The 19,549-nt window shown below is 72.8% G+C and carries 19 protein-coding genes; 14 read left to right on the forward strand and 5 right to left on the reverse strand.

The features are described 5' to 3' along the window. Window positions 1-76 precede the first annotated feature (76 nt). The gene (locus ABZU91_RS04670) at window positions 77-1,387 is read right to left on the reverse strand and encodes an extracellular solute-binding protein (RefSeq protein ID WP_355233900.1); all 1,311 of its coding nucleotides are present in this window, start codon (window positions 1,385-1,387) and stop codon (window positions 77-79) included. A 258-nt stretch (window positions 1,388-1,645) separates the two neighbouring features. After that, window positions 1,646-2,191, reverse strand: coding sequence for a plasmid pRiA4b ORF-3 family protein (locus ABZU91_RS04675; RefSeq protein WP_355233902.1), 546 nt, complete (start codon window positions 2,189-2,191; stop codon window positions 1,646-1,648). 151 nt (window positions 2,192-2,342) lie between these two features. Between ABZU91_RS04675 and ABZU91_RS04680 the strand changes: the two genes are divergently transcribed. From ABZU91_RS04680 to ABZU91_RS04730, 11 genes are all read left to right on the forward strand, one after another. Next, window positions 2,343-3,089: a pyrimidine reductase family protein gene (locus ABZU91_RS04680; RefSeq protein ID WP_355233904.1), complete on the forward strand. Its 747-nt coding sequence runs from the start codon at window positions 2,343-2,345 to the stop codon at window positions 3,087-3,089. Between the two features lie 149 nt (window positions 3,090-3,238). After that, window positions 3,239-4,990 (forward strand): ATP-binding protein, encoded by a 1,752-nt coding sequence (locus tag ABZU91_RS04685; protein ID WP_355233906.1) that lies wholly within the window; start codon window positions 3,239-3,241, stop codon window positions 4,988-4,990. Window positions 4,991-5,006: 16 nt separating this feature from the next. Beyond that, window positions 5,007-6,155: an exonuclease SbcCD subunit D gene (locus tag ABZU91_RS04690; protein WP_355233908.1), complete on the forward strand. Its 1,149-nt coding sequence runs from the start codon at window positions 5,007-5,009 to the stop codon at window positions 6,153-6,155. Continuing rightward, on the forward strand, window positions 6,155-8,629 hold the full coding sequence (locus ABZU91_RS04695; protein ID WP_355233910.1) for an SMC family ATPase: 2,475 nt from the start codon (window positions 6,155-6,157) through the stop codon (window positions 8,627-8,629). The genes ABZU91_RS04690 and ABZU91_RS04695 overlap by 1 nt, the downstream gene beginning before the upstream one ends. Before the next feature lie 55 nt (window positions 8,630-8,684). Continuing rightward, window positions 8,685-9,644: a hypothetical protein gene (locus tag ABZU91_RS04700; RefSeq protein ID WP_355233912.1), complete on the forward strand. Its 960-nt coding sequence runs from the start codon at window positions 8,685-8,687 to the stop codon at window positions 9,642-9,644. A 14-nt stretch (window positions 9,645-9,658) separates the two neighbouring features. Next, a complete protein-coding gene (locus ABZU91_RS04705; RefSeq protein ID WP_355233914.1) occupies window positions 9,659-10,516 on the forward strand; it encodes a fused MFS/spermidine synthase in 858 nt (285 codons plus the stop codon). A gap of 135 nt (window positions 10,517-10,651) precedes the next feature. Further along, window positions 10,652-11,344 carry a sigma-70 family RNA polymerase sigma factor gene (locus tag ABZU91_RS04710; protein WP_355051883.1) on the forward strand — a complete coding sequence of 231 codons (693 nt, stop codon included), beginning with the start codon at window positions 10,652-10,654 and terminating at the stop codon, window positions 11,342-11,344. Continuing rightward, on the forward strand, window positions 11,341-12,123 hold the full coding sequence (locus tag ABZU91_RS04715) for a zf-HC2 domain-containing protein (RefSeq protein ID WP_355233916.1): 783 nt from the start codon (window positions 11,341-11,343) through the stop codon (window positions 12,121-12,123). Before ABZU91_RS04710 ends, ABZU91_RS04715 begins: the two co-directional genes overlap by 4 nt. A gap of 205 nt (window positions 12,124-12,328) precedes the next feature. Then, window positions 12,329-12,976, forward strand: coding sequence for a hypothetical protein (locus ABZU91_RS04720; RefSeq protein WP_355233918.1), 648 nt, complete (start codon window positions 12,329-12,331; stop codon window positions 12,974-12,976). 128 nt (window positions 12,977-13,104) lie between these two features. Next, the gene (locus ABZU91_RS04725; RefSeq protein WP_355233920.1) at window positions 13,105-14,025 is read left to right on the forward strand and encodes a DNA-3-methyladenine glycosylase 2 family protein; all 921 of its coding nucleotides are present in this window, start codon (window positions 13,105-13,107) and stop codon (window positions 14,023-14,025) included. Between the two features lie 71 nt (window positions 14,026-14,096). Beyond that, entirely contained in the window at window positions 14,097-14,591 is a 495-nt protein-coding gene (locus ABZU91_RS04730; protein WP_355233922.1) for a GNAT family N-acetyltransferase, read from the forward strand. Here the strand turns inward: ABZU91_RS04730 and ABZU91_RS04735 are convergent. Both ABZU91_RS04735 and ABZU91_RS04740 read right to left on the reverse strand, forming a co-directional pair. Further along, window positions 14,566-14,988: an SRPBCC family protein gene (locus ABZU91_RS04735; RefSeq protein WP_355233924.1), complete on the reverse strand. Its 423-nt coding sequence runs from the start codon at window positions 14,986-14,988 to the stop codon at window positions 14,566-14,568. The genes ABZU91_RS04730 and ABZU91_RS04735 overlap by 26 nt on opposite strands. Window positions 14,989-15,122: 134 nt before the next feature. Beyond that, a complete protein-coding gene (locus ABZU91_RS04740) occupies window positions 15,123-15,335 on the reverse strand; it encodes a hypothetical protein (protein WP_355233926.1) in 213 nt (70 codons plus the stop codon). Window positions 15,336-15,470: 135 nt separating this feature from the next. Here ABZU91_RS04740 and ABZU91_RS04745 point away from each other — a divergent pair, with 135 nt between their 5' ends. Genes ABZU91_RS04745 through ABZU91_RS04755 form a run of 3 tightly spaced genes read left to right on the forward strand, consistent with a single transcriptional unit; the run spans window position 15,471 to window position 18,691 of the window. Beyond that, window positions 15,471-16,586, forward strand: coding sequence for an ATP-dependent DNA ligase (locus ABZU91_RS04745; protein ID WP_355233928.1), 1,116 nt, complete (start codon window positions 15,471-15,473; stop codon window positions 16,584-16,586). A 58-nt stretch (window positions 16,587-16,644) separates the two neighbouring features. After that, window positions 16,645-18,216 (forward strand): alpha/beta hydrolase, encoded by a 1,572-nt coding sequence (locus tag ABZU91_RS04750; RefSeq protein ID WP_355234798.1) that lies wholly within the window; start codon window positions 16,645-16,647, stop codon window positions 18,214-18,216. 22 nt (window positions 18,217-18,238) lie between these two features. Beyond that, entirely contained in the window at window positions 18,239-18,691 is a 453-nt protein-coding gene (locus tag ABZU91_RS04755; RefSeq protein ID WP_355233930.1) for a GNAT family N-acetyltransferase, read from the forward strand. Window positions 18,692-18,813: 122 nt separating this feature from the next. Here the strand turns inward: ABZU91_RS04755 and ABZU91_RS04760 are convergent, their stop codons facing one another. Beyond that, window positions 18,814-19,539, reverse strand: coding sequence for an ABC transporter ATP-binding protein (locus tag ABZU91_RS04760; protein WP_355234800.1), 726 nt, complete (start codon window positions 19,537-19,539; stop codon window positions 18,814-18,816). Between the last annotated feature and the right edge of the window lie 10 nt (window positions 19,540-19,549).

Genomic DNA, 19,549 nt, shown 5'->3' on the forward strand with positions numbered 1-19,549 from the left:
GGCGCCGCGGCAGGGCGTTTGACGCGGGTTCACGGGTGGTGCCGCAGCGGCACCACCCGTGAGCGCGTCACAGCCGTTACTTGCCTGCTGCCTGGCCGTTCTTCACCGCGTCCTGCCATGCGGCGTCAGCGGCCTTGCCCTGCTCGATGCTGCGCAGCGCGTTCTCGACCGCGTCCCGGACCGCCTGGTTCTTCGGGCCGAGGTAGACCGGCTTCAGCTCCTTGGCGCCAGCGGCGAAGATCTTGCCGATCGGCGCGCCGCTGAAGTACTCGTTGGTCGCGGCGAGCACGGCCGGGTCCTCCAGAGCCTGCGGCGACGAGGGCAGGTTACCGACCTTCTTGAACGCCTCGGTCTGGCTCTTGGCGGTGGTCAGGTACTTGGCCAGCTCGGCGGCTTCCTTCTGGTGCTTGCTGGACTTCGGCACGGCCAGCCACGAACCGCCCCAGTTACCGCCGTTGCCCGGCGCCTTGGCGACGTCCCACTTGCCGGCCGCCGCGTCACCGGCCTGACCCTTGATGACACCGGTCATCCAGGCCGGGCAACCGATGGTGGCGAAGCTGCCGTTCTTGAAACCGGCGTTCCACTCGTTCGAGAAGCTACGCAGGTTGTTCGACAGACCCGCGCTGATCATCTTGGTGGTCTGCTGGAACGCGGACTGCACGTCCTGGTTCTCGCCGACGACGAGCTTGTTGCTCTTGTCGAAGTAGGTGTAGCCGTTGCCCGCGCCCGCCGTCTGCATCAGCACGATGTTGTAGAAGTTGGTGGCCGAGTCGACGAACTTGTGCTTCTTGTCGGCGGCGGCGAACTTCTGACCCTGCTCGATGAAGGCGTCCCACGTCGGCCAGAGGGCGCCGACCTGCTCGCGGTCGGTCGGCAGGCCAGCGGCCTTGAAGAGGTCGCTGCGGTAGCAGACGGCCATGCCGCCGACGTCGGTGCCGAGACCGAGCACCTTGCCGTCCGGCGTGAGGCCACCCTCCCACTTCCAGGGCAGGAAGTTGCCCTTGAGGTCGTTGGCGCCGTGGTCGGCCAGGTTCACGAACTTGTCGGCCTGCGCGAAGAACTGCACGATCGTGCCCTCTTCGAGGGCGACGACGTCGCCGGCACCGGCACCGGCGGTGATCTGCTGCGTCAGCCGGGTGTTGTAGTCGCCGAGGCCGAGGCCCTTGCCGCGCTCCTGGATCGTGACGTTCGGGTGCTCCGTCTGGTACTGCTTGTAGAGATCTTCGTAGCCGAAGCCCTGGTCGCCGAAGACGTCGACGACCAGAGTGACCTTGCCGCCGTCCGAATCGGACGACGAGTCGCCGTCGCCGCAGGCGGTTGCCGCGGCGAGCACGGCGACGGACGCGAGCGCGATCGCCGCAAAGCGGCGACGTGAGGTGACGCTCATCCTGACCCCTCTCAAGTGGTGAGGCTTGGTGTGTCGTACGTGGTGGGGGGTGCTGTAGCGCCCCGCGCCGCTCGGCCGGTGGCCGTGGACGTCCGGGGAGAGCTGTGAAGGAGACTTCCGCCACTCCCCCGGGAGCGCTCCCATGAGATTGCCGGGGCGCTACCAGGGTGTCAATAGACCATTGGGAGCGTTCCCAGATCGTTACCGCCCTGTTTCAGGCCGGCACACGGGGTATCGACGTGGGCCTGACCGGCCCGTTCAGCAGAAGCGACGCAGCAGCGTGGTCGCGACGGCGGGATCGAAGAACGCCGGGTCGAAGCGATCGGTGACCCAGCCCGCCAGCAGCGCCCGCTCCGGATGAGCCGGATCGGCCAGGGCCGCCAGCAGCGCCTGGTAGCCCACCGGTCCACCGATGCCCTCCGGCGGGCACGCGCGCTCCCCGTCCAGGCAGAGCGGGTACCGCTCGTCGTGGTCGGCGGTCAGCGCGTCCTCGACGACCAGGTCGTGCTCCCACCAGTCGCCGAAGTCGTAGGTGTAGGAGAACCTGCTGCCCTTGCCGAGCACCGCGTCCAGCCGGACGTCCAGCTCGTCGTGCAGCGCCAGGCCCTCGTCGGGGTCGGGTTCGCCGTACGCCACCGCGTCGATGTCGAACGAGTGCAGGTGGCAGTCCCGCCAGCCCATGGCGTGCTGGGCGACGCGGTGCAGCCGGTCCAGCGTGTAGGCAGCCGGGACGAGCACCCGTCGCCACACCGGCGGGCGGACGCCGCCGAGGGACATCTTCAGCTGGAAGATCTGACGCGGCATGCTGTCCTGCTCCTCCCGCGGCTTAGGCTGCGAGCATGATCTGCCGAGCGTGCCGGGCCCGGCGGCACGACGACTGCCCGGGCCGGAACTGGTGCGACTGCCAGCACCGTACCGCCGAACGGACCCCTCCGGTCACTGGTCCGGCCGGCGAATGACGGTCGGAATTCCGATCCGGCGGCTCTGGCCCGAGCCGTCCGCCGAGCCGCTCGACGACGCCACGCTGACCGCTCTCTACGGCCGCGCCGACCAGCCCCGACTGCGGGTCAACTTCGTCTCCAGCCTGGACGGCGCGGTCACCGTCGAGGGCTACTCCGCCGGGCTGTCGGGCGAGCCGGACAAGCGGGTCTTCGGCCTGCTGCGGATGGTCTGCGACGCCCTCGTGGTGGCCGCCGGCACCCTGCGCCACGAGGGGTACCGGGCCGTGCGCCTGGACGAACGCCGTCGCGCCTGGCGGCAGGCGAACGGGCTGGCCGCGTACCCGACGCTCGTGGTCGTGTCCGGCACCCTCGACCTCGACCCGGCGCAGTCCGCGTTCGCCGACGCGCCGGTCCGACCGATCGTGCTCACCCATGCCGACGCCGACCCGCCACCCGGCCTCACCGACGTCGCCGACGTGCTGCGCTGCGGCACCGGCCGGGTCGACCTCGCCGCCGCCCTGGGCGCGCTGCACGGGCGGGGGCTGACCCAGTTGCTCTGCGAGGGTGGCCCGCACCTCTTCGGCGCGCTCGCCGCCGCCGACCTGGTGGACGAGCTGTGTCTCACGGTCGCGCCGCTGCTCGCCGGGCCGGGACCGGGGCGGATCACCGCCGGCGCCGCCACCCCACCCCGGCATCTGCCGCTGCGGCACGTGCTCGCCGCCGACGACGGCGTCCTCCTGCTCCGCCACGCCCGAGGGTGACGAACCGTCGCCCGGTCACACACCCAGCGTCGTGGGGCGCGAGCCGGCATCGTGTCCTCCGCCGCGTCGCGTGGCGACCTGTCGTACTCCTCGGGCAGGATGCACATCATGCTTCCCGACCGTGCCGCCCGACCGACCCGAGTCGCCCGATGACCGACGCCGACCTCGACGGCCCGGGCGAGCTGGTCGGCCGGGTGCTGGGCACCGCCGACGCCACGCCGTTGCAGTTCTGGACGGCCGTGGCACCCGGCAGCTACCTCCAGCTCGACGACGTGGTGGTCACCCGTCGTGAGCTGCCCAACCGCGAGCCGGTGACGATCGCCGGGGTGGTCACCCAGGTCCGGGCCCGGCACGAGGGCGCCCAGTTCGACTCGGACGTCTTCGCCATCGCCGACGGCACGCTGCCCGCCCAGGTGCAGGAGGCGGCCGAGATCACCACCACCCGGGTCGACCCGGAGCTGTACGTGCCGCCGACTCCGGGGGCCGTGGTGCACCGCGCCGAGGGCGACGCGCGGGCCCGCGCGCTGCACTTCGACCGGATGGAACGGCGCATCCCGATGGGCATGGGCCGCGACGGCGTGCCGGTCTACCTCAACGCCGACTTCCTCGACGGCAGTCGGGGCGCGCACGTCTCGATCTCCGGCATCTCCGGCGTGGCCACCAAGACCAGCTTCGCCACCTTCCTGCTCTACTCGGTGTTCCGCTCCGGCGTCCTGGGCGGCGACGCCGTCAACGCCAAGGCGCTGATCTTCAACGTCAAGGGCGAGGACCTGCTGTTCCTCGACCACCCCAACACGCGCCTCGACGAGCCGACCCGAGCCGCGTACGCCAAGCTGGGCCTGAGCGCCGGCGCCTTCCCCGACGTCCGGGTGTACGCCCCGCCCCGGGTCGGTGACGCGGCCGGCACGCCGGACGTGAGCAGTCGGCTGACCGGCGTGGACGCCTTCTACTGGACGTTGAGCGAGTTCTGCTCCGACCGCCTGCTGCCGTACGTCTTCGCCGACGCCGACGACGAGCGCCAGCAGTACACGATGGTCGTGCACTCGGTCGCCGCGCACCTGGCCCGGTACGCCCAGCCCGCCGACGGTGGGGTGAGCATCGACGGGGTCCGACTCGGGTCCTACGGCGACCTGGTCGACCACATCGTCGAGGCGCTCAACGACGACGAGACCCGCTCCGACTGGGCGGGTAGCGCGGTCGGTCTGGGCACCGTCAACGCGTTCGCCCGCCGGCTGATCGGCAGCAAGAAGGATCTGGCCCGGCTGATCCGTGGTGACCTCGCGACCCGCCGCCCGCACTCGATCAACACCAGCGAGTCGGCGCAGGTGACAGTCGTCGACCTGCACAACCTCCCCGATCGGGCCCAGCGGTTCGTGGTGGGTGTGACGCTCAAGAGCGAGTTCGAGCGCAAGGAGAAGGCCGGCACGGCCAAGCCGCTGCTCTTCGTCGTCCTCGACGAGCTCAACAAGTACGCGCCCCGCGAGGGATCCTCCCCCATCAAGGAGGTGCTGCTCGACATCGCCGAGCGGGGTCGGTCGCTCGGGGTCATCCTGATCGGCGCCCAGCAGACGGCGAGCGAGGTCGAACGACGCATCGTCACCAACTCGGCGATCCGCGTGGTCGGCCGGCTCGACCCCGCCGAGGCGTCCCGTCCGGAGTACGGCTTCCTACCACCGGCGCAGCGGCAGCGGGCGCTGCTCGCCAAGCCGGGCACCATGTTCGTCAACCAGCCGGACATTCCGGTGCCGCTCTGCCTGGAGTTCCCGTTCCCGGCCTGGGCCACCCGGGTGTCCGAGGCGGGCCGCGCCCCCTCCGAGACGCTGCGCTCGATCACCCAGTCCGCCGACCCGTTCGCCGTGGTGGGCTCCGGCGGCGGCACCGACGACGACATCCCGTTCTAGCTGAGGGCCGGCACCCATGAAGATCCTGCACACCTCCGACTGGCACGTGGGCAAGGTGCTCAAGGGGCAGTCCCGGGCCGAGGAGCACACGGCCGTGCTGGCCGGGGTGATCGACATCGCCCGCGCCGAACAGCCCGACCTGGTGATCGTCGCCGGTGACCTCTACGACACGGCCGCACCGACCTCGGAGGCGACCCGGCTCGTCACCCGGGCGTTGACCGCGCTGCGTCGTACCGGCGCGGACGTGGTCGCGATCGGCGGCAACCACGACAACGGGCCCGCGCTGGACGCGCTGCGCCCGTGGGCCGAGGCCGCGGGCATCACGCTGCGCGGCGGGGTACGCGAGAATCCGGCCGAGCACGTCATCGACGGCACCACGGCCGGCGGTGAGCGGTGGCAGCTCGCCGCGCTGCCGTTCCTGTCTCAGCGGTACGCGATCCGCGCGCTGGAGATGTACGAGCTGACCGCCGCCGAGGCCAACCAGACGTACGCCGACCACCTGGGTCGGGTGCTGGGCCGGCTCACCGAGGGTTTCTCGGAGCCGGAGCGTGTGCACCTGGTCACCGCCCACCTGACGGTGATCGGCGCGGCGGCCGGCGGCGGCGAGCGGGACGCGCACACGGTGCTCGGCTACGCGGTGCCGGCCACCGTCTTCCCGGCGACGGCGCACTACGTGGCGCTGGGCCACCTGCACCGGGCGCAGCGCGTCGAGGGCCCCTGCCCGGTCCGGTACAGCGGCAGCCCGCTCGCCGTCGACTTCGGCGAGCAGGAGAACGTGCCGTCGGTGACGGTCGTCGAGGTGACCGCCAGCACGGCCGCCCGGGTGCGGGAGGTGCCGGTGACCGCGGCGAGCGCGCTGCGGACGATACGCGGCACGCTGGCGCAGCTCGCCGAGATCGAGGCGCCGGACGCCTGGCTGCGGGTGTTCGTGCGGGAGCACCCCCGCGCGGGCCTGCGCGAGGAGGTCCAGGAGCTGCTGCCCCGGGCGTTGGAGATCCGGATCGACCCGGAGTTGCTGGCGACGCCGGGCAGCGGCACGCGGATCGCGCAGCGGTCGGGGCGTTCTCCCCGGGAGCTGTTCGGCGACTACCTGGACAGCCGGGGCCACGACGACGAGGGCGTTCGGGAACTCTTCGACGAACTCTTCGAGGAGGTCGATCACTGATGCGACCGATGCGGCTCGACATGGCCGGGTTCACGGTCTTCCGGGACTCCACGACCGTCGACTTCACCGACGCCGACTTCTTCGCACTGATCGGGCCCACCGGTTCGGGTAAGTCGACAGTGCTGGACGCCATCTGCTTCGCCCTCTACGGCACGGTGCCCCGCTGGGGTGGCGCGCGGGGGTTGGCCAACGCCCTCGCGCCGTCGGCGACCGAGGCCCGGGTCCGGCTGGTCTTCGAGTCCGGTGGCGCCCGGTACGTGGCGACCCGGGTGGTGCGCCGGGACGGCCGGGGCAACGTCAAGACGGCGAACGCCGGGTTGCAGGTGATGCCGGCCGGCTTCGACGTGACAAAGCTCGACACCGGGTTGAGCCCGGACGACCTCGGTGAGGTGGTCGCCGGCACGCCGGCCGAGATGGAGCAGGCGGTACTGGAGGCGGTCGGGCTGCCGTACGAGCAGTTCACCAGTTGTGTGGTGCTGCCGCAGGGGCAGTTCGCCGACTTCCTGCACGCCAAACCGGCGACCCGGCAGCAGATCCTGGTCAACCTGCTGGGCCTCGGCGTCTACGAGGACGTACAGAAGAGGGCCACGACCCGCGCGGCGCAGGCGGAAGCCAGGCTGGACGCGGTCGACCAGGTCCTCGCCGGCCTGACGGGGGTGGACGACGACGCGTTGGTCGAGGCCGACGCCCTCGTCGACCGGATGGTCGAGCTGGCCGGCGCGGTGACCGGGGCCATGCCGGAGCTGGCAGAGGCCCGACTCCGCGCGCGGGAGGCGGCGGCCGCCCTGACCGCGCTCGACGACGAGCTGAGCGTGCTGTCCGGGGTTCGTGCCCCGAGCGGAGTGGCCGAGGTGGCGCGCGCGGTGACCGCGGCCCGGGTGGACGCCGACGCGGCGGCCTCGGCCGTGTCGCTGGCCGAGGAACGGGAGGAGAAGCTTCGTGGTGAGCTGGCCGGCGCGGGCGACGAGAGCGCGCTGCGGCTGCAACTGCGGGCGTACGACGATCGGGATCGGCTGACCGGCGAGGCCGACACGGTCCGCGCGGCGGTGCGCGCGGCGGACGAGGAGCATTCGGCGGCGGTGGCGGCGCTGGCCGCCGCCCGCGTGGACGCCGAGCGGGCCGACGCCGAGTTGGAGGCGGCCTTCCAGGCGCACGAGGAGGCGAAGGCCACCGACCTGGCGGTCGGTCTGCGGACGCATCTGCATCCGGGCGCGCCCTGCCCGGTGTGCGAGCAGCCGGTGGCCCGGGTGCCGGCGGTACCGGCGGATTCGGCGGTGGCCGCCGCTACGGCGGCCGGAAAGGCGGCGCGGGCCGCCACGAAGGCCGCGCAGGCGGCGGTGCAGCAACGCGACGCCGCAGCGCGTGACCTGGAGCGGCTGCTGGTGCAGGCACGCGCCCGCCAGGAGCAGGTGGACGCCCGGCTGGCCGAGCTGAACGGCCAGCTCACGGGCGCGGCCGAGCCGGCGGTGCTGCGCCGGGAGTTGGCCGAGCACGCCCGGCTGCGTCGCGCCCTGGACGAGGCGGCGACCGCCGTGCGGGCGGGCCGGGACAGCGCTCGCCAGGCCCGGGCGGGTGTGGAGGCGGCGCAGGAGCGGCTGCGGGCCACCTGGCGGGGCTTCGACACCGCCCGCGACGGTCTGGCCCGGTTCGGTCCGCCGGCCGCGGACCGGGACGACGTGGCGGCCTCGTGGGCGGCGCTTACCGACTGGGCGACCGCCGAGGCGGAGCGTCGCCGCGCCGACCGGGCCGGCCGGGCGACAGTCGTCGCCGAGGCCGAGGCGGCGGCCGACGCGGTGCAGCAGCGGATCGCCGGGATCTTCGCCGCCGCCGACGTGCCGGTCGGCGACGATCCGGTGCACGCCGCGACGATCGCCGTGGAGCGTGCCGAGGCCGACCGGCGTCGACTGCACGAGCGCCGCGAGCAGGCCGGCACGTTGCGCGAGCAGCGGGCCGGGCACGAGCGTGAGGCACAGGTGGCGCGGGCCCTCGCGGGACACCTGCGGGCCAACAACTTCGAGCGGTGGCTGCTGGCCGAGGCGTTGGACCTGCTGGTCGACGGCGCGTCGGGGATCCTGCGGGAGCTGTCCTCCGGCCAGTACGAGCTGGTACACGACAAGGGCGAGTTCTTCGTGGTCGACCACCACGACGCCGGGTTGCGCCGGGGCGTACGGACCCTCTCCGGTGGGGAGACGTTCCAGGCGTCGCTGGCATTGGCGCTGGCGCTGTCCGAGCAGTTGGCCGGCATGTCGACGACCGCGGCGAGTCTGGAGTCGATAGTCCTGGACGAGGGCTTCGGCACGCTGGACGCGGCCACGCTGGACACGGTGGCCGCGACGCTGGAGAACCTGGCCGCCCGGGGTGACCGGATGGTCGGCGTGGTCACTCACGTGGCAGCGCTGGCCGAGCGGATTCCGGTCCGCTTCGAGGTGCGCAAGGACGCCCGCTCGGCGCGCGTCGAACGGACCGGCCGGTGAGCGCGAGGAGTGCAGCGCAGCGGAGCCCCGCAGTCGCGAACGAAAGGTCCGGCCGGTGAGCGACGCGGCGTTCTTCGTCGACTCCTGGGACCCGGCGTACGGTGCGTCGTTCGAGGCGTCCGCCACCGGTCCGGCCAACCCCAGCAGCGCCCAGGTCGAGGTCGACGTGGAGCTGCCGGCCGTCGACTGGCGGGCGATCGGCGTACGCGACGACGTCCGGGCGCCGGACGTGGTGCTCATGGTCGACGGGGTCCGTCGGATCGACGCGAGCATCTGGACGGCGGAGGACGACGGCGGGTCGTTTCCGGGGCTGGCCGCTTCGTACGCGGCCGGGGTGGTGCGCTGCGACCTGGGTCGGGGCGCGGCGCAGTTGGCCGGTACGCAGGTGGGCCGGGGTCTGTTCACGGCGAGCCCGTCGGCGCAGGACGTGGTGGCGGGCGCGATCCGCTATCCGGTGCACCGGGTGGGTGGCACGGGCGAACTGGCGAAGTTGCCGGCGGCCGTCCAGGCTCCGCTGACCGCGTTGGAGGTGGCGGTGTCCGACGCCGTCCGGGTCGACGGGGACCTGTTGGTGGTGGACGGTCCGCTGCGCAGTCGCCGCCACCTGCCGCGCACACTGGGCTACATCAAGACCCAGCACAGCCAGTACCTGGACGCCCGACTGACGGCGGTGGTGACCGGCCTGGCGCCCGGCGAGCGCTCGCCGGTGTTCCGGCTCGGTACGCCCTGGGGTGGCTGGTCGTGGTATCTGCGGCTGCCGGTTGCCGTGGGCGCGCCGTGGGCCGGCATCGTCCGGGTGGAGTGCTCGACCGAACTGTCCGTCGAGGCGGCGATCGACCTGGCCGACCTGTCACTTGTCACGCTGCCCCGGTTCGCGTCGACGCCGTACAAGGATCCGCGGGCACCGCAGAACCTGATTCCGATCGCCGGTCTGGAGCGCCGCCTGCGGGCGCTGCTCGGCGACTCCCGGCTGCTGCACCGCGCGTTGACCGCCGCGGCGCGTGCCGGCCGCTGAGCGGGCGGGTCGCGATGGGGCGCAAACGGACGGACGACCGGGTGGTCGAGCAGGTGGACACCGGGCGGGCCGAGCTGGTGCCGTCGCCGGACCGGGCCGGTTCGTGGACGCTGCTGCTGGACGGCGCGCCGCAGTCGCACGTCGACCTGGACGACCCTACGCACCTGGAGTTCGAGTACGTCCGGCGGCTGGCCGCGGCACTGGATTTGGTCGCGCCTCCCGGAGAGCCGCTGCGGGTGCTGCACCTCGGCGGCGGTGCGTTGACCCTGCCCCGGTACGTGTCGGCGACGCGGCCCGGTTCGACCCAGCGGGTGTCCGAGGTGGACGGTGCGCTGGTCGAGTTGGTGCGCCGCGTGCTGCCCTGGCCCACGGACAACCGGCTGCGGGTCCGCGTGCAGGACGCGCGGGCGGTGCTGGCCTCGACGCGGGACGCCAGCTACGACGTGGTGGTCGCGGACGTCTTCGCCGGTGCCCGCACACCGGCGCATCTCACGTCGGTGGAGTACGCCGCCGAGGTGGCACGGGTGCTCCGTCCGGCGGGTTGGTTGTTGGCGAACCTGGCCGACGGCCCGCCGCTGCGGTACGCCCGCAGCCAGGTCGCCACGGTGCGCTCGGTGCTGCCCCAGGCGTGCCTGGTCGGCGACGCGGCGGTACTGCGTGGTCGCCGGTACGGCAATCTGGTGCTGATGGCCGGACGGTCCGCTCCCCCGGTGCCCGCGTTGACCCGGCGGGCTGCCGGCGACTGGTTCCCAGGCCGGGTGGTGGCCGACGACGAGTTGGACCGTTTCGCGGGTGGGGCGGCGGTGGTGCGCGACGCCGACGCCACGGGGTCGGATCCGCCCCCGCCGGGGCTGTTCTCGGTACGCCGCTGACCGGTTCACTCGGCCCGCTGGCGGCTCGGGTGGAACTTTTTTCGCGGTTCGTTGATCCGCTCGGGGCGTCAGTGCGTACCACCGGGCGGCCCACCTCGTGGGTCGGCGTTGGTCACGAACATCCCGGAGGTCTGCATGCATGCGGTGGCGGCCGGTTGGCATGGCGACGCGGTTGGCGCGGACTGGTTGTCCGCGCGGTCGTCGTCGCGGTCGACCTCGTCTGCCCGGGGGGTCGACGCCCGAGCCACGTCTCGCCAAAATGGTCCGGTGACGCCCCGACCGGCGCCCGGGCGCCACCAGGCGACGACAACCGAGGCCAGCCACTCCGACCAGTTGATCCGGCTGCTCTACGCCGAGCACGCCGGCCCGTTGCTGATGTTCGTCATGCGGCTCACCGGGGGGGACCGGCAGCGCGCGGAGGACATCGTCCAGGAGACGCTGCTGCGGGCCTGGCGCAACGCGCACCGTCTCGGCGCGCAGGGGCAGGGTTCGCTGCGGCCGTGGCTGGTCACCGTGGCGCGTCGGATCGCCATCGACGAACACCGCAGCCAGGAGGCCCGGCCGCCGGAGACGTACGACCGGGACCTGACCGCGTTCGCCGAGGCGGACAGCACCGACCGGGTGCTGCGCACGATGACCGTGGCGGACGCTCTGCGTACGCTGAGTCAGTCGCATCGGGAGATCCTGATCGCGACGTACTTCCGGGGGCGGACGGTGCCGGAGGCGGCCGAGGAGTTGGGGCTGCCGTTGGGCACCGCCAAGTCGCGGGTCTACTACGCGCTGCGCGCCTTGCGCACGGCTCTGCAGGAGCGGGGGGTGACAGAATGAGCCGGCCAGACCACATGGACGTCGCCGCGTACGCGCTCGGCGTGCTCGACGAGCAGGACACCGAGCGGTTCGAGGAGCATCTCGCCGCCTGCTGGGCGTGCGCGGCCGAGCTGGAGACGATGGTGCCGGTGGTGGGCCTGCTCTCCGGCATCGACGGCGAGACGATGATGGCCCTGGAGCAGACCGCCACCGACCCGGCGCTGCTGGACCGGACGCTGGTCGCGGTCCGGGCCGATCGACGGCGTACCAGGTTTCGTCAGATGCTCGCGACCGCCGCGGCGGTGGTGGTCTTCGGCGGGTTGACGGGTTACGGCTTCGTGAGTGTGGCCGGGGACGAGGGGCCGGGGGCTCTTGCCGACCCGTCGACGAGCGCCGCCGTCAACGACCCGCCGACGAGCGCCCCGACCGCGCCGCCGAGTGGCCCGGGTGTCGGCGGTAACGAGGAGGAGGGCGACCAGGTCGACGCCACCGACCCGACGACCGGCGTCCAGACGACCATGTTCCTGGTCCAGCGGGAGTACGGCACCCGTATCAACTTCAGTCTGCGGAAACTGCCCGGCCCGCGTACCTGCCGGTTGGTGGTGGTGCGCAAGAACTCCAGCACGGAGGTCATTTCGACGTGGTCGGTGCCGGACGGTGGCTACGGGACGAACAACCGCCCGCAGGGTTTGGAGCTGAGCGCGTCGACCTCGGCGTTGACGAGCGACATCAAGCAACTCCAGGTGCAGTCGGTCGACCGTAACGGTGTCGCTAGTCCGCTGGTCACCGTGCCCATGTAGGGTCGCGTACCATCGTCGACGCCGGCCATTGTTCCAATGGCTGGCGTCGATGCGTTTTTCCTGGTCAAGCCTCTGCGCAGGGCCATACGGATGAACGCGCGTTCCGGTTCAATCAAATTGCGTGAAATTGACCACTGTTACTTCTTCAACCTTGACAGCCCGCCCGCCGTACCTATGGGTGAACTGCCAAGAATGAGGAGGGCACGTGGCACAGATGAAGCGGACCGTCATCGTCGCGAGCGCGATGGTCGCACTAACGGCCTGCGCTCCCGCGGGTTACGACGGGGCGAACTCGGGCGCGGCTGAGCCGGTCGCCGTCGCCGCGGCCGAACCCAGCGCGTCGGCGGAACCCGAGGCGTCGGCATCGGCGGAGACGCCGGCCGCCGACGCGCCGCCCGCGAACGTCGATCTGACCGAGCAGTTGATCGGTAAGAACGTGGCCCGGATGGGCAAGGTCGTCACCGACCAGGACGGCTGGATCCTGTACCGCTTCGACAAGGACACCGCCGACCCGCCCGCGTCGAACTGCGTCGACAAGTGCGCGGAGGTCTGGCCTCCGGCGCTGACCGACGGGAACCCGCAGCTCACCGGCGTCTCCGACGACAAGGTCGGCAGTGTGACCCGGCAGGACGGCACCCGCCAGCTCACCGTCGGCGGCTGGCCGGTGTACCGCTACATCGGTGACAAGAAGCCCGGCCAGTGGAAGGGCCAGGCCGTCGGTGGCACCTGGTTCGTGGTCCAGCCCGACGGCAAGAAGAACCTGAGCTGCCTGCCCACCTCCACGCCGAAGGCGGTCGCCCCGCCGGCCGACAGCGGGTCGAGCGACGCCGGTGGATCGGGCTACTCGTACTGATCCCTACCGCCAGGACACGACGGGGGCCGGTCGCAGCCGAGGAGGGCGCGACCGGCCCCGTCGTGTGCTCGAGCGCGTCGGCGACGGCGGGGAGCGGCACCGCGGCGTGACCTGGCAGAGTGGCAGGGGTGACCGAGACCGAGCCCGCCGCGAGCAGGGTGCTGCACCCGCCGGCCGGGTACCGGCTGGCCGCGTCGGTCCGCGCGCTGACCTTCAGCCCGTACGACCCGTGCGCGCGCATCGCCGCCGGCACGTTCTGGTGGGCGACCCGCACCCCGCAGGGACCGGCCACCCTCGCGCTGCGGCCGGCCGGCGGTGACCTGCTCGCCGAGGGTTACGGACCGGGCGCCGAGCACGTCGTGGCCCACGCGGACCGGATCGCCGGGCTGCACGACGACCTGACGGGCTTCGCCGAACTGGCGATGGCACACCCGCTCGTCGCCCGGCTGGCCCGGGAACACCGGGGGCTGCGCATGCCCAGCACCGGGCAGGTCTTCCCCCGTCTGCTGCGGGCGGTCTTCGAGCAGAAGGTCACCGGCAAGGAGGCGTATCGGGCGTACGCGGCGACCGTGCGGCACTTCCGCGAGCCGGCGCCCGGCCCGCTACAGCCGCTCCTGCTGCCGCCCGAGGCCGCCGCGGTGGCCGCCACCCCGTACTGGGTGTTCCACCCGTTCGGCGTGGAGCAGCGCCGGGCCGACACGCTACGCCGCGCCGCCGCGCTCGCCGACCGGCTGGAGCGCTGCGTCGACGCGACCGAGGCCACCCGCCGGCTGACCGCCATCGCCGGCATCGGACCGTGGACGGCCGCCGAGGTGGTGCGGATCGCGTACGGCGACCCGGACGCGGTAAGCGTCGGCGACTACCACATCCCGAACACCGTGGCCTGGGCGCTCGCCGGTGAGCCACGCGGCGACGACGCGCGGATGCTGACCCTGCTGGAGCCGTTCCGGGGGCATCGGGGGCGGGTGTGCCTGCTGCTGGAGGCCGCCGGCATCCAGGCGCCGAAGTACGGTCCCCGCGCCCCGATCCGCTCGTTCGCCCGGTTCTGAGCCCTTCCCGGCTGACGGGCGGCGGCCGGGCCGCCCGTGGTGGGCGACGCCGACTGTGGTGTGCTGCCCGGATGAGCGTCGAGGTGAGCATCGTCCCGGCGGTCGTCGCGGACGCCGGCGAGATCCTGACCGTGCAGCGCGCCGCCTACCTCAGCGAGGCGCAGCACTACGCCGAGCCCTTCCTGCCGCCGCTGACCGAGACCCTGGACGAGGTCGCGGCCGTGCTGGCCGGCCCGGACATCGTGCTCGTCGCCCGTTCGGGGCACCGGCTGGTCGGGTCGGTACGCGCGCGCCTGGCCGGTGACACCGCACATGTCGGGCGCCTCGCGGTCGCCCCGGACCAGCAGGGGCGAGGTGTCGGAGCGCGGCTGCTCGCCGCGATCGAGGAGGCCTGCGCCGGCCGCGCCGCCCGGTTCAGCCTCTTCACCGGCGCGGACAGCGCCCGCAACATCGCGCTGTACCAGCGGTACGGCTACCGGATCGTGGCACACCGCCCGGACCCGAACGGCACCCCGTTGGCCGTGCTGGAGAAACCGGCCGTCAGCTCCGCTCGCAGCGACGCCTGAGCCCGTCGGCCTCCAGCCGGACGTAGCGGCGCAGCAGGCCGCCGTACAGCCGGCCGATCAGACCGGCGAGCGGTCCGGCCTGGTCGATGGCCACGTCGACCCGGGTACGTCCGTCGGGCAGCGGCAGCAGCCGGTGCTCGCCCCGGGTGTGCACGCCCGACACGTCGGAGGCCCAGGTGAACTCCCGCCCCTCGGTCAGTTCGACGACCCGCCACACGGCCGGGCGCAGTTTCGGCTGGGTCAGGCGGGCGGTCGCGCCGACCGCGAGGGGGCCCGGCTCGCCCCGCTCGGCCCGGGTCACCGAGGCCGTCCACTCCGGCCACCGCTCGACGTCGACAAGTACCGCCCACACCCGCTCGGCGTCCGCGCCGATCTCCGTGTCCGCTTCGAACCGCATCGCGTCCCCTCCCCCGGCGGCGCCGTCCGGCACTGCCACCTCCTGCCGACGACGCTGCCCGGCGGATCGTGACTACGGCATCCACCGGCCGGTCCGATCGTCGATCGGGCCGTGGGTCCGCCGGCCGCGCGGGATCAGGCGGCTTCGCGCAGGTCGGCCAGGCTCAACGGGGTACGCCGACGCAGCAGCTCCTCCAGCTCCGTCACCGAGCCGACCTCGCCGAGCACGTCGCGGCCGCCACCGAACCGCTGCGGATATCGACGGGTCAGCCGGTAGCGGTAGCGGCCCCGGATCAGCTCCACGCTCACCCGCCACCGCCCGCAGCAGTCGCAGACCCACTCGGCCATTCCGCGAAACTAGCTCTGACCTGCGGTTATCTGATTCGCCCAGGCAGGACGAGCGTCGCGCGGGCGGACACGTCGCCGCCGCACCGGCGGTGATCTGGCTCACGACTGTCGGCCCCGTCTGATTGACTGGTCGCCGTGGACCTGCCGATCAACCCTCCGGTCGAGCCGATGCTGGCCAAGAGCGTCCCGAAGCTGCCCACCACGCCCGGTGTGACGTACGAGCCCAAGTGGGACGGGTTCCGGTGCATCGTGTTCCGCGACGGCGACGAGGTCGAGCTGGCCAGCCGGGGCGGCAAGTCGATGACCCGCTACTTCCCCGAGGTGGTCGAGCAGGCCCGCCGGCAGCTGCCCGGGCGGTGCGCCGTCGACGGCGAGTTGATCGTGATCCGGCGGGACGGGCCGTCCGGCCAGCCGCGGCTGGACTTCGAGCTGCTGGCCCAGCGCATCCACCCGGCGGCGTCCCGGGTCACGATGCTGGCCGAGACCACGCCCGCCGACTTCGTCGCGTTCGACCTGCTGGCCATCGGCGACGAGGCGCTGCTCGACCAGCCGTACCCGCGCCGCCGGGAGCGGCTGGTCCAGGCACTGGCCGACGTACGTCCACCGGTGCACGTCACCCAGGTCACCACCGATCCGGAGACGGCACGCCGCTGGTTCGACGTCTTCGAGGGCGCGGGGCTGGACGGGCTGATCGTCAAGCCGGCCGACCTGCCGTACGAGCCGGGCAAGCGGTTGATGTTCAAGGTCAAGCACGCCCGCACCGCCGACGCGGTGGTGGCCGGCTTCCGCTGGCACAAGTCCGGCCCGGTGGTGGGCTCGCTGCTGCTCGGCCTCTACGACGACGCGGGCGTTCTGCACCACGTCGGGGTGAGCGCGTCGTTCAGCATGGCCCGTCGGGCCGAGCTGCTCGACGAGCTGGCCCCCTACCGGGACATCGGCGGCGAGCACCCGTGGGTGCACGGCGACCACGAGCGCGGTCAGCGCATCCCGGGTGGGGTGAGCCGGTGGACCGGCACCAAGAACCTGGAGTGGGAGCCGCTGCGCCCGGAGCTGGTGGTCGAGGTGGGTTACGACGCGATGGAGGGTGAGCGCTTCCGGCACACCGCCCAGTTCGTCAGGTGGCGGCCCGACCGCGATCCCCGCTCGTGCCGCTACGACCAACTCGACCGCCCGATCCGCTTCGACGTGGACCAGGTGCTGCGCGGTGATCCGACGGTCACCCTCGACCGGGCCGCCACGGGTCCGGCGTAGCCTGGCCGTCGACCCGACACCGGAGGATCATGTGAGCCGCACCGCCGACCACCCCCGGATGACACCCGGTCGCCGGGTCCGTCGCAGTCTCGTCGCCTTCGCCACGGCTGCGCTGCTCACCGCCGGTTGCACGCTTCCGGCGTTCGCGCCACGCACCGAGGTGCAGGGTGAGGCGGCACCGGCCGGCTCGTCGGCCACCTGGCGGCCCTGCCCGGAGGTGGCCGAGGATCTGGTGGGGCGGGGCGCGCCGGACATGCGCTACGAGTGCGCGCGGATCGCGGTGCCGAGAGACTGGGGCACCGGTGGCGGGGCGACGGCCGGGCCGGGCGCCGGGCAGACCTTCGAGATCGCTCTGCTGCGGGCCAGGTCCAGCAAGCAGCGCGACCGCATCGGCTCCCTGGTGGTCAACCCCGGCGGCCCGGGGGGCTCCGGTGTGGACACCGCCGTCTACCTCTCGTTCGGCACCCAGTTCGGTGGGCTGCCCGCCTCCGTCACCGAGCGCTTCGACATCGTCGGCTTCGACCCGCGCGGTGTCTCCCGGTCCAGTCCGGTCAAGTGCATCTCCGACGCCGACCTGGACGCGAGCTTCGGCTACGATCCGGACCCGGCGAGCCAGGCGGCGTTCGACGGTTTCGCCGGACTGAGCCAGCGGATCGGGCGCGGTTGCGGGGACCGCTACGGCGACCAGTTGCCCCTGTACGGCAGTGAGCAGGCCGCCCGGGACATGGACGCCGTCCGCGCCGCTGTCGGCGACGACAAGCTCACCTACCTGGGTTACTCCTACGGCACGCTGCTCGGCGCGGTCTACGCCCAGCTCTACCCGCAGCGGGTACGCGCGCTGGTGCTCGACGGTGCCGTCGACCCGCAGCAGCGGCTGATCGCCGGCTCGGAGAGTCAGGCCCGCGGGTTCGAGCGGGCGTTCGACAACTTCACCCGCTGGTGCACCGCCAACGCCGCGCGCTGCCCGATCGCTCCGGACGCCCGCGCCGCCGTGACCTCGGCCATCGACAAGGCCAAGGTCTCCCCGGTCCGGGGCGACGACGGGCGGGAGGCCACGGCGGGCTGGGTCTTCTACGCGGTCATCTCGTCGCTCTACACCGAGTCCGGCTGGCAGGAGCTGGCCCGGGCCATCGACCGGCTGGCCGAGGGCGATCCGAAGGACGTGTTCCGGCTCGCCGACTCGTACGCCGGCCGGGAGAGCGACGGGCACTACTCGAACCTGTTCGACGCCAACCTCGCCGTCAACTGCGCCGACGAGACCGAGAAGCCGAGCCGGGAGCAGATCCGCCAGTTGCAGTCGCAGTGGCGCACGAAGTACCCGCTGTTCGGTCCGGCGCTGGCGGTGGGCATGTTGAGCTGCGTCGAGTGGCCGGGTGGCCGGGACCCGTACCCGACCGGCCGGGCCAACGGCGCGCCGCCGATCGTGGTGGTCGGCACGACCGGCGACCCCGCCACGCCCTACGAGCAGACCGGCCGGCTCGCCTCGATGTTGGGTGTGGGTCGGGTGCTCACCTGGGAGGGTGAGGGGCACACCGCCTACCCGCAGACCTCCTGCATCACCCGGGCCGTCGACGCGTACCTGATCGACCTGACCGTCCCCGTCGAGGGCCTGCGCTGCCCGGCCAAGTGACAGTTGTGCCAGGCTGACCGGCATGAGCGACATGATCTTCCGGGAGGCGGTTCGCGCGGACCTGCCCGCCGTCATCGCCCTGCTCGCCGACGACGTGCTGGGCAAGGCTCGTGACTTCACCCAGGTCGACGAGGCGTACGAACGGGCGTTCGCCGACATCAGCGCCGACCCGCGGAACGTCCTGATCGTCGCCGAGCAGGCCGGCGAGCTGGTCGGCTGCCTACAGGTCACGTACATCCCGGGGCTCGGCCGGCACGGCGCCGAGCGAGCCCTGGTCGAGTCGGTCCGGGTCCGCTCCGACCGGCGCGGCCAGGGGCTCGGCCGGGAGTTGATGGCCTGGGCAATCGACCAGGCCCGGCAGCGAGGTTGCGCCCTGGTCCAGCTCACCACGGACAAGTCCCGCACCGACGCGCACCGCTTCTACCTGAGCCTCGGCTTCGTGGCCAGTCACGAGGGCATGAAGCTCCCGCTCTGACCCGCCCGAGACGCCAGCCCGCCGGTAGGGCCGACCCGGAGGGCCGCCGCCCACAGGCCACGGGCCGCCACCACAAGCCGCCGCCCACAGGCCACCAGGCCAGCGCGGGCGGCGGGCGCCGGTCAGTCGTCGACGAGGCGGCCGTCGCGCAGGACGAGCACCCGGTCGGCGAGGTCGATCAGGGCCGGGTCGTGGGTGGCGACCAGGGCCGTCATCCCTCGGGCGTGCACCACCGCACGCAGCAGGTTCATGATCGACCGTCCCGTCTCCGAGTCGAGCTGGCCGGTGGGTTCGTCGGCGATGAGCAGGTCCGGCTCGTTGGCGAGCGCGCGGGCCACGGCGACGCGCTGCTGCTGGCCGCCGGAGAGCTCGTACGGGCGCTGGGCCGCGTGCCCACCGAGGCCCACCAGCTCGAGCAGCACCGCGACGCGCTCCTCCCGCTCGGCGGCCGGCACCTGCGCCAATCGCAACGGCACGCCCACGTTCTCGGCGGCGGAGAGGATCGGCACCAGCCCGAAGGTCTGGAACACGAACCCGACAGTGCCCCGACGCAGCCGTAGCAGCTCGGCCTCCCCGGCCGAGGTCACGTCGTGCCCGGCCACCACCACCTGGCCGCTGTCCGGCCGGTCCAGCCCGCCGATGACGTTCAGCAACGTGGTCTTGCCGGCCCCGGAGCGCCCCCGGACGGCGACCAGCTCACCGCGGTCGGCGGTGAACGAGACGTCCCGCACCGCCTGCACGGCGTGCTCACCGCGGCCGAAGGTCCGGCTCACCCCGCTGACCCGGACCACCTCGACGGGTGGCACGCCCGGCCCGCCACCGGTGGACGCCGTTCCCGCCACCGCCATGTCGTGAAAG

Source organism: Micromonospora sp. NPDC005174 (assembly GCF_040608495.1).
In the GTDB taxonomy this organism is placed as follows: domain Bacteria; phylum Actinomycetota; class Actinomycetes; order Mycobacteriales; family Micromonosporaceae; genus Micromonospora.

What these genes read in the sequence shown, in the direction of transcription:
- ABZU91_RS04735 (WP_355233924.1), bottom strand. Translation starts at nt 14,988, where the DNA reads ATGCGGTTCGAAGCGGACACGGAGATCGGCGCGGACGCCGAGCGGGTG.
- ABZU91_RS04760 (WP_355234800.1), bottom strand. Translation starts at nt 19,539, where the DNA reads ATGGCGGTGGCGGGAACGGCGTCCACCGGTGGCGGGCCGGGCGTGCCA.
- ABZU91_RS04740 (WP_355233926.1), bottom strand. Translation starts at nt 15,335, where the DNA reads ATGGCCGAGTGGGTCTGCGACTGCTGCGGGCGGTGGCGGGTGAGCGTG.
- ABZU91_RS04695 (WP_355233910.1), top strand. Translation starts at nt 6,155, where the DNA reads ATGCGACCGATGCGGCTCGACATGGCCGGGTTCACGGTCTTCCGGGAC.
- ABZU91_RS04730 (WP_355233922.1), top strand. Translation starts at nt 14,097, where the DNA reads ATGAGCGTCGAGGTGAGCATCGTCCCGGCGGTCGTCGCGGACGCCGGC.
- ABZU91_RS04670 (WP_355233900.1), bottom strand. Translation starts at nt 1,387, where the DNA reads ATGAGCGTCACCTCACGTCGCCGCTTTGCGGCGATCGCGCTCGCGTCC.
- ABZU91_RS04685 (WP_355233906.1), top strand. Translation starts at nt 3,239, where the DNA reads ATGACCGACGCCGACCTCGACGGCCCGGGCGAGCTGGTCGGCCGGGTG.
- ABZU91_RS04750 (WP_355234798.1), top strand. Translation starts at nt 16,645, where the DNA reads ATGACACCCGGTCGCCGGGTCCGTCGCAGTCTCGTCGCCTTCGCCACG.
- ABZU91_RS04705 (WP_355233914.1), top strand. Translation starts at nt 9,659, where the DNA reads ATGGGGCGCAAACGGACGGACGACCGGGTGGTCGAGCAGGTGGACACC.
- ABZU91_RS04715 (WP_355233916.1), top strand. Translation starts at nt 11,341, where the DNA reads ATGAGCCGGCCAGACCACATGGACGTCGCCGCGTACGCGCTCGGCGTG.
- ABZU91_RS04710 (WP_355051883.1), top strand. Translation starts at nt 10,652, where the DNA reads ATGCATGCGGTGGCGGCCGGTTGGCATGGCGACGCGGTTGGCGCGGAC.
- ABZU91_RS04690 (WP_355233908.1), top strand. Translation starts at nt 5,007, where the DNA reads ATGAAGATCCTGCACACCTCCGACTGGCACGTGGGCAAGGTGCTCAAG.
- ABZU91_RS04675 (WP_355233902.1), bottom strand. Translation starts at nt 2,191, where the DNA reads ATGCCGCGTCAGATCTTCCAGCTGAAGATGTCCCTCGGCGGCGTCCGC.
- ABZU91_RS04680 (WP_355233904.1), top strand. Translation starts at nt 2,343, where the DNA reads ATGACGGTCGGAATTCCGATCCGGCGGCTCTGGCCCGAGCCGTCCGCC.
- ABZU91_RS04755 (WP_355233930.1), top strand. Translation starts at nt 18,239, where the DNA reads ATGAGCGACATGATCTTCCGGGAGGCGGTTCGCGCGGACCTGCCCGCC.